The sequence below is a fragment of the Psychrobacter sp. 1U1 genome, from assembly GCF_051847535.1.
GTDB lineage: Bacteria > Pseudomonadota > Gammaproteobacteria > Pseudomonadales > Moraxellaceae > Psychrobacter > Psychrobacter saeujeotis.
Window position 1 is genome coordinate 1 of record NZ_JBPYDD010000004.1, and the last position, 13916, is coordinate 13916.

At 42.3% G+C, this 13916-nt stretch carries 14 protein-coding genes; 6 read left to right on the forward strand and 8 right to left on the reverse strand.

Annotated features, from left to right (window positions below; genetic code table 11):
- Together ACS8FB_RS06675 and ACS8FB_RS06680 are read right to left on the reverse strand one after the other, a co-directional pair.
- On the reverse strand, positions 1–528 hold a 528-nt coding region (locus ACS8FB_RS06675; protein WP_439261647.1), incomplete at its 3' end, for a porin.
- A gap of 598 nt (positions 529–1126) precedes the next feature.
- Positions 1127–3325, reverse strand: a complete 2199-nt coding sequence (locus tag ACS8FB_RS06680) for a malate synthase G (RefSeq protein WP_439261648.1) — start codon at positions 3323–3325, stop codon at positions 1127–1129.
- A gap of 620 nt (positions 3326–3945) precedes the next feature.
- Between ACS8FB_RS06680 and ACS8FB_RS06685 the strand changes: the two genes are divergently transcribed.
- Positions 3946–4653, forward strand: a complete 708-nt coding sequence (locus ACS8FB_RS06685) for a MiaE family protein (protein WP_439261649.1) — start codon at positions 3946–3948, stop codon at positions 4651–4653.
- Positions 4654–4819: 166 nt separating this feature from the next.
- On the opposite strand, the gene ACS8FB_RS06690 is transcribed toward ACS8FB_RS06685, so the two are convergent.
- The 4 genes from ACS8FB_RS06690 to ACS8FB_RS06705 form a co-directional block, all read right to left on the reverse strand.
- On the reverse strand, positions 4820–5020 hold the full coding sequence (locus ACS8FB_RS06690; protein WP_439261650.1) for a hypothetical protein: 201 nt from the start codon (positions 5018–5020) through the stop codon (positions 4820–4822).
- A gap of 185 nt (positions 5021–5205) precedes the next feature.
- Positions 5206–5661, reverse strand: coding sequence for a hypothetical protein (locus ACS8FB_RS06695; protein ID WP_439261651.1), 456 nt, complete (start codon positions 5659–5661; stop codon positions 5206–5208).
- Between the two features lie 71 nt (positions 5662–5732).
- Positions 5733–5984 carry a hypothetical protein gene (locus ACS8FB_RS06700; RefSeq protein WP_439261652.1) on the reverse strand — a complete coding sequence of 84 codons (252 nt, stop codon included), beginning with the start codon at positions 5982–5984 and terminating at the stop codon, positions 5733–5735.
- Positions 5985–6070: 86 nt separating this feature from the next.
- Positions 6071–6241 carry a hypothetical protein gene (locus ACS8FB_RS06705; RefSeq protein WP_439261653.1) on the reverse strand — a complete coding sequence of 57 codons (171 nt, stop codon included), beginning with the start codon at positions 6239–6241 and terminating at the stop codon, positions 6071–6073.
- Positions 6242–6555: 314 nt separating this feature from the next.
- Between ACS8FB_RS06705 and ACS8FB_RS06710 the strand changes: the two genes are divergently transcribed.
- The gene (locus ACS8FB_RS06710) at positions 6556–7101 is read left to right on the forward strand and encodes a DUF2058 domain-containing protein (RefSeq protein ID WP_439261654.1); all 546 of its coding nucleotides are present in this window, start codon (positions 6556–6558) and stop codon (positions 7099–7101) included.
- A 6-nt stretch (positions 7102–7107) separates the two neighbouring features.
- Here ACS8FB_RS06710 and ppk1 read toward each other — a convergent pair whose 3' ends face one another.
- Together ppk1 and mtgA are read right to left on the reverse strand one after the other, a co-directional pair.
- On the reverse strand, positions 7108–9306 hold the full coding sequence (gene ppk1, locus ACS8FB_RS06715; protein WP_439261655.1) for a polyphosphate kinase 1: 2199 nt from the start codon (positions 9304–9306) through the stop codon (positions 7108–7110).
- 106 nt (positions 9307–9412) lie between these two features.
- A complete protein-coding gene (gene mtgA, locus ACS8FB_RS06720) occupies positions 9413–10099 on the reverse strand; it encodes a monofunctional biosynthetic peptidoglycan transglycosylase (protein WP_439261656.1) in 687 nt (228 codons plus the stop codon).
- A gap of 210 nt (positions 10100–10309) precedes the next feature.
- Here mtgA and ACS8FB_RS06725 point away from each other — a divergent pair, with 210 nt between their 5' ends.
- The 4 genes from ACS8FB_RS06725 (at position 10310) to ACS8FB_RS06740 (ending at position 13793) form a co-directional block, all read left to right on the forward strand.
- Positions 10310–10627, forward strand: a complete 318-nt coding sequence (locus tag ACS8FB_RS06725; RefSeq protein WP_439261657.1) for a glutaredoxin family protein — start codon at positions 10310–10312, stop codon at positions 10625–10627.
- A gap of 64 nt (positions 10628–10691) precedes the next feature.
- Positions 10692–11900, forward strand: a complete 1209-nt coding sequence (locus tag ACS8FB_RS06730) for an alpha-hydroxy acid oxidase (protein ID WP_439261658.1) — start codon at positions 10692–10694, stop codon at positions 11898–11900.
- 57 nt (positions 11901–11957) lie between these two features.
- Positions 11958–12869, forward strand: coding sequence for a rhomboid family intramembrane serine protease (locus ACS8FB_RS06735; protein WP_439261659.1), 912 nt, complete (start codon positions 11958–11960; stop codon positions 12867–12869).
- 114 nt (positions 12870–12983) lie between these two features.
- On the forward strand, positions 12984–13793 hold the full coding sequence (locus ACS8FB_RS06740; protein ID WP_439261660.1) for a MipA/OmpV family protein: 810 nt from the start codon (positions 12984–12986) through the stop codon (positions 13791–13793).
- The last annotated feature ends 123 nt before the right edge of the window (positions 13794–13916 follow it).

Genomic DNA, 13916 nt, shown 5'->3' on the forward strand with positions numbered 1-13916 from the left:
ACCTTCATACTTTGGTGCAGTCCAGATAACTGAGCTATTAATACGACCACTATCAGCCATGTTTAACGCTTCAACAAGGTCACTTTCATTTTGGGTTTGACCTAGGTTATCCCAGTAACCTTGGTTCACTACAACGTTGTCAATACGCGCTAGGCTAGATTGGTTTTTACCAACACGGAACTCACCAAATTGCTTGTTTACCACACCAAGATAGGTATCACGGTTAGTGAAGGTAGCATTATCACCATCGATACTTGTGCCATACTCTAACCGATAGATCACATCAGTATTCGCAGTCATGGCTTCAGAACCTTTAAGGCCAATACGTGAAGCATGAGAGTTGATCTCTAACGTATTTTCATCGTAGTTATAAGCAGGAAATTCGCCTGGGATTGTGACTGCATCCGCATCAAAATCAGTATTTTCGTAGTCAGCGGCTAAAAAAGCTTTACCATATAGAGTTGGTGCGGCATTAGCTGCAGATACAGATAGAGCAGCAACTGCTGAAGCTAAAAGTAGTTTTTTCATGGGTGTATCTCCACTTTACAATTTTAGTAATGAGCGAGCTGTTATTAGCCAATGCTCAAAAAGGTATCGTCACAAATCCTCAAAGATATAATGTGTAACTGGCTACCGAGATTAGTCAGAAACAAGTGTGGCGAAGTTCTATTACCGTAAGATGAAAAAAACCATGACTTACATAACTGATACTAACCGCGTAACCACTATGTAAACTTAGGTCTTTAACGCTCTAGTGTGTAACATCCGTTACCAAACTCATACTTCGCCTATAAGCATAACAACTCTGACATAATTTGCAACATCTTTTTTACGGCTTAATCACAGAATGTTGCTCAAATATTTATAGCACAAAATTCGAGAATTATTTAGTAATCAGAAATGAATATTCATAAAAAAACCACCAGCCTTTGAAAAGACTAGTGGTCGTGCTTATAACCATGATTAGCAAAGCTACTTATTGACAGCTTAATAACCTTCAAAAACCTTTCAAAACACCCTAAAAAATATTTTTAATTTTTATAAAAATAGTGAGTATTTTGATAAAGAATGTTCCGTTATAGAGTAAATAATGACCAATTTTGCTACTTTTTGCTATTTAATGAGGTTATACGTTGGCTTTTAGGTCCAAACGAGCTTGATGCAATAATGGCTCAGTATAGCCACTTGGCTGCTCGCGTCCTTTAAATACAAGATCACATGCCGCTTTAAATGCGTAAGAATCTTCAAAGTTAGGAGCCATTGGCTGATAATTTGGGTCATCTGCATTTTGCTCATCCACAACTTTTGCCATGTGTTTCATCGCATTCATCACTTGCTCTTCACTGACGATATCGTGATGTAACCAGTTGGTGATGTGTTGACTTGAGATGCGTAAAGTAGCACGATCTTCCATTAGACCCACATCATTGATATCTGGCACTTTAGAGCAGCCAACGCCTTGGTTTACCCAGCGTACGACATACCCTAAGATACCCTGAGCGTTGTTCTCAAGCTCTTGTTGCTTCTCTTCTTCTGTCCAGTTGGTATCTTTGGCCAATGGAATGGTCAAGATATCATCTAAGCTTGCACGCTGGCGTGACTTTAGACTGTCTTGCACATCAGCGACGTTTACTTGATGATAATGCATGCTGTGTAAGGTTGCGCCAGTTGGTGATGGCACCCATGCAGTATTAGCACCCGCTTTTGGATGCGCCGCCTTGGTATCCATCATCTCTTTCATTTCATCAGGCTTTGCCCACATGCCTTTACCAATCTGAGCATGACCTTGCAGACCCGTCTCTAGCCCGATATCGACGTTCCATTGCTCATAGGCTGGCTGCCACGCTTGTGACTTCATCTCGCCTTTAGGGACGAATGCTCCTGCATTCATGCTGGTATGCATCTCGTCACCCGTACGATCCAAGAAGCCTGTATTGATAAAGATAACGCGCTCTTTGGCTTGACGAATCGCTTCTTTTAAGTTGACCGTCATACGGCGCTCTTCATCCATAATACCGATTTTAATAGTATTGCGCTCTAAGCCTAACAAGTCTTCTGAGGCGTTAAACAGGTCATTGGCCATTTTGACTTCATCAGGACCATGCATTTTTGGCTTGACGATATACATTGAGCCTGTGCGCGAGTTTGACAGCTGATTTCTGCCCTTGATGTCATTTAAAGACAATAACGGCGTGATTAAACCATCCATTAACCCTTCAAATATCTCTTCAGACCCCTCGCCTAAGTCGACTAAAATGGCAGGGTTTTGCATTAAATGACCGACATTACGAATAAGCAGCAGTGAGCGACCTGGTAGGATCAGCTTACCGCCCTCTGGCGTGGTATATTCACGGTCTGGGTTTTGTTTGCGCGTACGAGTCTTACCGCCTTTTTCAAAGGTTTCTTGTAAGTCGCCATTCATAAGACCAAACCAATTACGATACACCTCGACTTTTTCTTCTGCATCGACAGCAGCGATGGAGTCTTCGCAGTCTTGAATAGCGGTAATGGCAGACTCTAGCAATACGTCTTTAATATGTGCAGGATCGTCTTTGCCTACTGGATGACTGCCATCGATCTGAATCTCTACGTGTAGATTGTTATTCTTTAACAAAACACCTGATGGACTGTCAGCCTCACCAACGTAACCGACGAATTTTGCTGGATCTTGCAATTGCGTACTGCTCTCACCCATCGCAACTTGAAGGTTGCCATCGACTATTTTGAATCCTGTGACATCACTATAAGAACCGGATGCCAATGCAAAATTATCATCTAAGAAGTCTTTGGCATAAGCGACGACTGCAGCGCCGCGAGTAGGATTGTAACCACCTGTGGCTTCTTGGCCATTGTCGTCACTAATCACATCAGTGCCGTACAACGCATCATAGAGACTCCCCCAACGTGCGTTAGTAGCATTTAGTGCATAACGAGCATTACGTACAGGTACAACCAGCTGTGGCCCTGCAATATGAGCAATCTCGTCATCGACGTTTTGGGTGCTTACTTTAAAGTCTTCGCCTTCTGGTAATAGATAACCGATATCTTTTAAGAAAGCTTTATAAGTAGGATAGTCAATTTCGCCATCTTTGGTAGGATGTTGTAGGTGCCATTGATCGATCTGGTTTTGCATTTTTTCGCGGATAGCCAGCAGCTCTTTGTTGCGCGGAGTAAACTCTTTGACGACCTTCTCAAAACCTGACCAATAACTATCCGAATCAACGCCAACTTTAGGTAGTACTTCATTTTCAATAAAGTCGTACATCTCCTGGTCGATTGCGAGAATACCTTTTTGGATACGATTAGAGTGAGAAGTCTGGTTCATAGTGGTGTCCTTATCTGTGGATGATAGAATTCAATGATAATTTATTATAATAGCGGTTACGCTTGAGAGATGTTTAGCACCTAATATCTGATTCAGATATGAATACTGTGCTAAGTAAGTATTATAGAGCTTGCTATAAACAATATAGCTTGGTCATGCCCAACTAATAACAGTTAAGGTAGCGCTACCTATATAGTAGTGCTGACAGTCAATGTTAGAGTAAAGTGTCTCTAAGATAAAATATTATCCTACTATCAAATAGTGAAATAAACAATAACGAGACATTCACCAAATAAATATTTGAGTTGTATAAGAATGATACTGTAGAGGACATAAGCCTTAGACGCTATAGCTGATACTACTCAAGAAGATGACTCAAGGGTAAGTATAAACTGTAAGCAATAATTACAAAATAAAATCTTAGCATTATTAGGCTTAGCAGCCTTACTATTTGCATTTGGGGTTAGTGGTTCATGTAAGGACAGCCTACTGTTATACTATGCGCGCCAGCAGGTTGAATCGCTGATTTTTTATGCATGCTTAGTGCTAGCTATAATAGCGCTAACTACAGTCAGTTCAAAATAAAATTGAGATGTTAATAGCCAGTAATCGAGAACCTCATGAGTGATCTACCAAATAATATAGACAATGATATTTTGCAGGACCCTGACAATCAAAACGACGATAGTATTGTTATTGCCCAATTACGAACACCTATAAAGGTAGATCTGTCCCCTATTTACGAATTCTTGGGTAGTCGAACCACACAAAGTTGGGTAGACGCTGCCATCACAAACTTACCACTTATCATTCAAGACCATGCCAACTGCGAAAAAAAAGCAGCAGGGACTGCCATGAACTTGTTGTTTCGCTACGAGTTTTCTTATGATTTACAGCGTAAATTGGCACAGCTGATACGTGAGGAGATGCTGCACTACGAGCAAGTACTGGGTATTATGAATGAGCGTGGTCAAGACTGGATATATCTTAGTGCTGGCCGTTATGCTAAAGGTCTGTTAAAGCATAAACGTACCTATGAGCCAGCTGCTATGGTAGATGTGTTAATCATTGGCGCATTTATAGAAGCGCGCTCTTGTGAGCGTTTTGCTGCTCTTGCTGAGGTCATTAACGATGAACGCTTGGCCAAATACTATCGTTATTTACTCAAATCAGAAAGCCGTCACTTCGAGGACTATCTGGCCCTCGCACAGTCATTATGTGATGACAATATCGATGAGCGTGTGGCATTATTTAGAGACGTAGAAGCAGAGTTAATATCTAGCCCAGACACTGAGCTACGCTTTCATAGCGGTGTACCGATACAATAACGGCCTATAAAATATAGTCCTATAGATATAGTCCTATAGATATAGTCCTATAGATATAGCAAAAAGGTACTATTGCTGATCAAAGTTATCACTTGATTGGCGATAGTACCTTTTTACTTTGGTCTATTATTTATTTGCTTTACCTTTATAGCTTGTAAAAAAGACGCTATTTGTCATCTTCCATGAGTGGACTATCGTATTGCTTGGCATCTTTTGCAATATGGTGCGGATCATGATCCTCACTCTTTCGCTCAGCAGCAGCTGGATTCGCTTTTTGCAGCGCATCATCAGGTACGATACCTTTATTGTCGTCTGCATCTTTTAACTCGTAGTCTTTATTAACATCATTATCTTTGGGAGTACTCATTAGTCTTCCTTTTTATTATGAACATCTAAGTTATATCCAGACCACTATATGTAGCACTTGTAAATATAATCGATACCAAATAAAATCGATACGTTGTAACGTAATGCGCAACTGGTGTATCGTTTTTATAGCGAATTGGCTATACAACGAGTATTGCCAGTTATCACTGCACTCATTGACAGTTTTTATCGAATTGAATTCTTTTCATCTGGATTTAAAGTACGAGATTGTGCATTGGCGATACTCGCATAGCGGTTTTCATCAGTGACCTCTTCGCTTTTAGGCGCTGTACTACCAACTGTTTCTTCATTAACGTTTTCATCAAATGCTGTACTACCTTCTTGATCACGTCGATCAGGCTGGCGTGCTGGATTGTCACCATCATTTACATGCTCTGAGTGAACCACCTCTTCACCAAAGGTATCAGTCCCTTTATTGACTGAGGTAGTGGCCTCAATTTCATCACGACTGTCATGAAATTCTTTTTCGTTAGCCTTGGCTGATTCTTCTGACAATGGCTGATTGTTCATATTATCGCTGTCTAAATCATTACGCTCTACATCGTTATTACGTAAATCAGTATTAGCTGAATCATCATCTGTCATGAGTGTCTTTGTCAGTGCAGGATCTTTCGTTTCCATGAGTTTTTCCTTATATCTTTATTATAAATACATTAAATCGGTCAAACGATAATTGTAAATCTAATAGTGATTTACGGATTATTCTTTTGACTTAAATCGTAAGCGTTTAGGTCACCAACGTTCTTGCCTCCTGGAGGTAAGTCTTCCTCTTTACGAGGATCGACATATACTTCATCTGTTTCCTGAGACGCTTGCTCTGGCCCATCTATATTTGGCTCATACTTACGCCCTTCATAACTGTCTTTGGGATTCTCAGAACGTGCAGTCGCAGGATCATTCATCGGCACCGCTTTTTCGTTGTTTGGATCAGTATTGTTTGGCATGAAATGTCCCTTATATTTACAATTTAAGAATATCCTTAAGCTACCAAGGTTATAGCACTTATATGATTATGCCTTTAAAACGTAGATTATTTGTCAGTGCGTAGCTCATCTTCGATAAAAGGAGTCCGTTCTTCTTCACTCAGCTCTTCGGCAGTATTCGAGTGAGAGGTATTTTTTAAGTTGTTATCAATCTGTTGGCTATCTACCTGTTCTGCAGCTTGCTTAATATCTGAAACGTCGTTATTTGTATCACTCATAGTAAGTTCCTACCTTTCTTTATTATCTGTCATCGGTTTATAAAATTGTCTTTATTATTTAAATCTATAACAATTATATGTGCCAAGTAATTGATAGCACTAGTGTACTGCCGTATCAATGTGTGAATAAATGTGATATTAAAAGACAGTTTGTAACCTTTGTCAGCGAACGATTGATAGTGACCGTCCATTTACCTCTCATGCAATTTAGCAGAACTCACGACACGTCCTAGCAAAATTTGCTACCATATATTTTTAAAAACCACGTATCTTTAAAAAAGTGACTCATCGTTTATTGTCTAGGTAATCAAATTATGGCCAAAAATGCCCTACAAGCTCAACTTCTAAAAGCTGGCTTGGTTGATAGTAAAAAAGCTAAAAAATTGAGCAAACAGTCTCAACATGCCAAACGTACTGGTGACGCATCAAATATTGAGACTAAAAAAGCATTGGCAGAAGCTCAAGCAAAAAAGATAGAAAAAGATCAGAAGCTTAATCAAGAAAAACAGCAGATTTTAGAACAAAAAACGTTGCATGCTAATATCATTCAAATGATTAAACAGCATCAAATCAAAGAGACGGTCACGGGTACGGAAAATGACGTTAGCTATCAATTCGTTGATCAGTCCAAAATAAAAAAGATCCATGTCACTCAAAAACTGTATGACCAAATAGTGGCTGGTCATGTGGTCATTGCACGACTAGAAGAGGGATATGCGCTACTTCCCCGCCCGTTAGCAGATCGTATAGATGCCAAATTGGAAGGGTTTATCGTCGTGTCCAACGACAAGTCAGACACTGAGCAGAATGATGATGACCCTTATGCAGCCTATGTGATCCCAGATGATCTGATGTGGTAGGGATTGTTAGGTTTTTTCACCAACGTGATTGATGGTTTTTAATAAATGCTCTTGAGCAATGTGCTGTGGCTCGTCTGTTGCTGGCTGAACTTGCTTCCAGCGTCCCTTGCCGTCAAGCGTCCATGCTTGTACGTTGTCTTGTAGATAGCTTTGTAAACCATCTTGATAAATTTGAGCAAATATTTTTTTGTCTTCAATAGGGAACGCAACTTCGACCCGGTGGAATAAGTTGCGATCCATCCAGTCTGCACTGCCACAATACATCCGCTCATCACCCGCATTATAAAAATAGTAGATGCGGGTATGCTCTAAAAAGCGTCCGATGACTGAGCGCACCGTAATATTTTCAGACAGCCCTTGTACTTGCGGACGCAGACAACACATAGACCGTAAGATCAGCTCAATCTTAACCCCTGCTTGCGAGGCGTCGTATAATTTTCCTATCAAACGACGTTCGGTCAGAGCATTGGCTTTGACAATGATATGCGCACGCTTGCCTGCTTTGGCATGAGTGATTTCATCATCAATAAAGCTCATCAACTTTTCATGCAAAGTAAAAGGGGCATGTAACAGCTTTTTGAGATTGGCAGGTTTGCCCATCCCCGTCAGCTCCTGAAATATCTTGTGCACATCTTCTGAGATATCAGCGTCAGCGGTAAACAAACCGTAGTCCGTATAGACCTTGGCATTAGCGGCATGGTAGTTACCCGTCCCTAGATGCACATAACGACGGATTTTGTCCTCTTCACGGCGTATGATGAGCATCAGCTTGGCATGAGTTTTGTAACCGACGATACCGTAGACTACGACCGCCCCTGCTTCTTGCAAATAATTTGCAACCGCAATGTTAGATGCCTCATCAAAACGTGCCCGCAACTCGATAATGGCGGTCACTTCTTTACCGTTACGAGCAGCAGCTGCGAGCGCTTGTACAATTTCTGAATTGGTGCCTGAACGATACAAAGTCTGTTTAATCGCTAAGACTTTTGGATCGCTGGCAGCTTGCCACAATAGATTTACCACAGGCGAGAACGCATGAAAAGGATGATGCACTAGGACATCACTTTTACGCATGGCAGCGAACATACTCGTCGCCTTTTCAAGTTTGTCGGCCTCCCTACGAAAAGCCTTTGGCACGACATGGGTAAACGGCTGATAACGCAGCGCTGGAATATTAAAATCAAAGAGCAGACGCGTTAGGTTTACTGGACCATTGACGCGATACAATTGATTGTCATGTAACTCAAATTCATTGAGCAAATAGTCACTGATGGGCGTTGGGCAATCGGTGGTGACTTCAAGCCGCACTTTGTCGCCAAAACGGCGGTTTTCAAGCTCACCCTCAAGCGCTTTGGCGATATCTTCGACATCATCTGCCAAGTCCAAATCTGCATTGCGCGTCAGTCGAAACTGATGACAGCCTGTCACATTCATCCCAGGGAATAGCTCACCAATATGCTCATGAATAATAGCTGAGAGCATGACATGATGCTCTTTGCCGCCAGTCAGCTCATCAGGCAGGCGAATGACACGCGGCAGACTACGCGGCGCAGGTACAATAGCCAGATTGATATCACGACCAAAAGCATCTTTGCCTTCTAATGTTGCGATAAAGTTTAGGCTCTTATTAACCAGTCGCGGAAACGGGTGGGCAGGATCGATGCTAATGGGCGTTAGTACTGGCGATACTTGCTCCGTAAAATAACGCTTCATCCAAGCCGATTGCTCTGCATTTAATTCATCACGTTTTAAATAGCGGATATCTTCTTTGGCAAGGGCTGGTAGGATGTCTTCATTAAGAATACGATACTGCTCATTGATAGCCTCGTGTGCAATGGCTGATATCTCATTGAGAACTTCACTTGGGCGCATGCCATGAGCGCTCGTTGAGACATCTCCGATATTGAGCTTTTGCATGATACCGGCAACACGAATCTCAAAAAACTCATCAATATTTGATGAAAAAATAATCAAGAAAAATAAGCGCTCAAGTAATGGATGTCGCGGGCTTGCCGCTTGTGCTAACACCCGTAGATGAAACTGTAATAAAGACAAGTCGCGATTGATATAACTACTGGGTGAGTAGCTGCCGTCTTCTGAGCGTTGCCAAGCTATCTGAGTGAGACTGTGAGCTTGTGTTTGATCAGGCTTATCGATATTGTCGCGTTCTATAGTCACGTTTGATGCATGGTTGGCAGTGCTCATATCGCAGTCCTTTATAGTTATTTATGGTGGCTAAACCTTTATGTGAGCAGGCTTTGTCATTGTCAGCAAGCTTCATCATTGATAATCAGACTTTGCTTTTATCAAGCTATGCTGCTTGCGGCAAGACCGCATTTTTCATACGTTTTTTGATAATCCGCTGCTTGTTACGTAGACGTCTATCGCCTTGATTGTCTTCATAGTATTTGGGATTGGTCAACATACTGATGAGTAATGCTGACTCATCGCGATTCAGATTGGCAGCGGATTTATCAAAATAGTGCTGCGCTGCGGCCTCGATACCATAAATACCGTTACCAAACTCTGCCACGTTTAGGTACGCGGTCAAAATACGCTGCTTATCCCATAAGCTCTCTATCATAACAGTCACGACTGCCTCTTCGCCTTTACGAATATAGGAGCGATGCGAGGTCAAAAACAAGTTCTTTGCCAGTTGTTGACTGATCGTTGAGCCACCAGCGGACATCTTACCTGTCTCTTCATTTTTTTTGCGTGCCGCCTCTATACCTTTGAGATCAAAACCATTGTGCTGACTAAATGTCGAATCTTCACTGACAATCGCCGCTTGTTTGGCAGATTTGGCAATGTCATCATACTCTACCCAAGTTTGCGTCACTGCGCCGCCTGTGAGTCGATGGGTTAGCATAAACATACTGTTATTGACTGGCTGCGTTTTCCAAATCAATAGTAAACCTGCCACCAGTACATGGAACGCTACCACCAACAACATCAGCGCCAGTAATAATCGTTTAATAAACTTGCCAAAACTTGCCATGCGCAAAATATCCAAATAATGAGAAATAATAAAAGTTGTCAGCTATTGATTAGTAGCAAGCTATCTTACCTAATCTCACAATCGCTGTCATTACTTACCCTTTTTCTTTATTATGTGTTGATTGCTAAAACATATTATGGTTGATGATCACGTTTAGAATAAGTCGTTTGTGACAAGTATAAAGCTAAGCGAGTAATTAAGAGAGTAATTATGCATAACGATCGCCCTATACAGGTATTGCGTGCACGCGTTATTAATGCGGACCCAAGTCTTGACTGCGCTAAAAACTCTGATAACTGGTGGTTACTGGGTACTTCTGGCTGTCATCTATGTGATGTCGCTGAGCAATTGATAAAGCGTTTTCAGGCGGTACAACCTATTGAGTATCAGTATGTTGATATTGCAGATTTTCCTGAGGACTTGATGATGGAGTTTGCCACCAGCATTCCAGTAATTTTGACATCATCAAAACGATTAGACTATCCATTTTCAGTCATGGATTTGCAGCAGTTACTTACCTATAAATGATTTATTCCAATTAACAACACTAATAACTGTAACTTTATCATCAGATCTTATGGATGAGAGACCTATGAAAGATTTAAAAAAAGTAACAGAAGTCGAAGACTTGCGCCGAGTCGCTGAGCGTAAAGTACCGCGTATGTTTTATGATTATGTCGATTCAGGCTCATGGACGCAGACCACTTATCGCAATAATGAGAGCGACTTTGACCGTATTAAGCTGCGCCAACGAGTGCTGGTCAATATGGAAGGACGCTCGCTTGCAACCAATATGATAGGTACGCCGGCGTCGATGCCAGTAGCCATTGCCCCAACTGGGTTTACTGGCATGATGTGGGCGGATGGCGAGATCCATGCAGCGCGCGCAGCTGAAAAGTTTGGTGTGCCGTTCTCACTATCAACCATGAGTATTTGCTCTATCGAAGACGTCGCTGAAAATACCAGCGCGCCGTTTTGGTTTCAGCTCTATGTCATGCGCGATCAGGACTTTATGGCCAACCTTATCCGCCGCGCCAAAGCTGCCAACTGTTCTGCCCTTATCTTAACGGCTGACTTGCAAGTACTTGGTCAGCGCCATAAAGACATCAAAAACGGCTTATCTGCGCCGCCCAGACCTACTTTCGCCAATATCGTCAATCTCATGACCAAACCGCAATGGTGTATGAATATGCTGGGCACCAAACGTCATACTTTTGGCAATATCGTCGGTCATGCTAAAGGTGTGGACGATCTGTCGTCTCTAACCGCTTGGACAGAAGAGCAGTTTGATCCACGCTTAAGCTGGGATGATGTGGCGCGAATTAAAGACATGTGGGGCGGCAAGCTGATTATCAAAGGTATTATGGATCCTGAAGACGCTATCATGGCGGCTCGTAGCGGCGCGGATGCATTGGTGGTCTCAAACCATGGTGGCCGTCAATTAGACGGTGCGCCCTCTTCCATCGCTGCCTTAAGCGATATCGTCCAAGCGGTTCGTGCCGAAAACAGTAATATCGAGGTGTGGCTTGATAGCGGTATTCGTTCGGGCCAAGATGTATTAAAAGCTATATCACTGGGTGCAACAGGCACCATGATTGGGCGCGCATTCTTGTATGGCCTTGGTGCTTATGGTGAAGATGGAGTGCGCCGCGCCCTTGAGATCATCTATAAAGAATGTGATATCAGCATGGCATTCTGCGGTCATACTAATATTAATCAGGTGGCTGACGATATTTTAGTCAAAGGCACTTATGAGCAGCTCAAATCATCTCAGCCTTATATCTCACCGTTACGCTGGTAGCGCTTAGCTTCGTATACTCACCATTTTATTCATCATTTTTAATTGATACTTCGTTTTATGACCATACAGCAATTGTTAAAGACCGCGCCCGTTAGCACCTTATTATTAGTCAGTTTCATTGGACTGTTTATCGTGCAAGTGTTGACGGGTGTTGATGCCAATAATCCCTCGACGCAAGCGCTGCTAAACTGGGGTGCCAATGCGTTGCCATTAACCATGGTTGATGATCCGTGGCGGCTGGTAAGTAGTGCGTTTTTGCACATTGGCCTCATGCATTTACTGTTTAATGGATTTGCTATGTACTTTTTTGGTCAAGTTGCAGAGCCGATGTTTGGCTCAGCCAGATTTTTGGCGTTATTTTTGCTGTCGGCCATCGGTGGTAATTTGCTAAACAATTACGTGACGTGGCAAGGTATTTTGGATGGTACAGGACAACCGGGTCTATCAGCTGGGGCCTCTGGTGGTATCATGGGTATCGGCGCTGCACTCTTGATAGCCGCGCTATTTAAAATATCTGTTAACGGTATGGTTCTCAATTTAAGAAGCCTAGTATTTATTATGGGTATTAATCTTGTGTATGGTTTTGCGGTACCGGGTATTGATAACGCCGGTCATATTGGTGGGGCTATTACTGGACTGCTTATCGCCTTTGGATTTGCGCTTGCTCATCGTCAACGTATGACTTCATCAATGGCACCGATGACCTACTCTCATACTTATGACGTGCCTGAGTATGGCGATACTCAGGATACAAATACTGTCTATCCTGCTACCGCTGATCCTATAAATACTACTATCAACCATGAACCATCTGGCAGCTACTCTATCTCGCTAGAGACTCCTACTAAACCTGCGCTGATATGGCAGCTACTTCCATGGCTTATAATGCTACTTATTAGCGCAGGTTTTATCTGGTGGTGGCAAGATATTCATCAGCAAATATTACAAGTACTAAAAACCATTGAGTAAACTGTCATACTTATTTATTATTGCTAGATAGCTCACAAAAGCAGCAGATTAATATAGTTTGCCCTACTCGCTTTTTTCTATCCGATCATTTTCACTCACTAACGAGATTCCATTATGTTCAAAATTGCAGCACTTTCTAATAACACTAAGCAAGTTCTGTTTAGTACTTTAACAGCGACTGCATTACTTAGTGTGGCTAGCTTGACCAGTGCGGCTCCTTTTAAGAATCTACCTGCCGACCAAGACGCTGAACTAAGCGTTGGGGTCAATGTCATGGCGGTAAACTCAGCTTATGACTTAGACGACAATACCGAAGTACGTGTATTGCCAGGCGTTTTTTATGATAACAATAAGATTTATGCACGCGGTGCTCAAGCTGGTGCGTATATCATCAATGATGGGACCAACCAGCTATCAGCTTATGCGCAGCTGGCAGGTATGGAGTTTGATCCTGATGACGCCAATGGTGCGCTTCAAGGTCTCGATAAACGTAAAGCTTCAGCCGCTGCGGGTCTCACTTATTTACGCCGTACACCTATCGGTGGCTTGCGTGGGCAAATCGCCACTGACGTCTTAGATCGTAGTGATGGTACATTTGGCCGCTTAACTTACCTTGCCAAATATAGCAAAGACAAGCTGACGGTCTATCCAAGTATCGGTATTGAGTGGAATAACGAAGACTACAATGAATATTATTATGGTGTCAGCGATGAAGAATCAGCACGTACTGGGGTTGACTCATACTCACCTGATTCAAGCTTTAATCCCTACATCAATATCAGTGCCAACTATGACTTTAATGAGCGCTGGGCAGGCTTTGCCAATCAGAGCTTAAGCTATCTATCGGATGAGCAATACGACAGCCCAATGGTTGACTCGCGCACTGAGTCTCGTACGACGCTCGGTTTGCTTTATAAGTTTTAGAGTTTTAGAAATGTGATAGAAAAAGCCGAGCATTTTGCTTGGCTTTTTTATTGTGTTAATTCTTTGATATGAGACACTAGCCTGTATAGTTCGTACAAAATAAAAGTGTCATGTACTTTATCT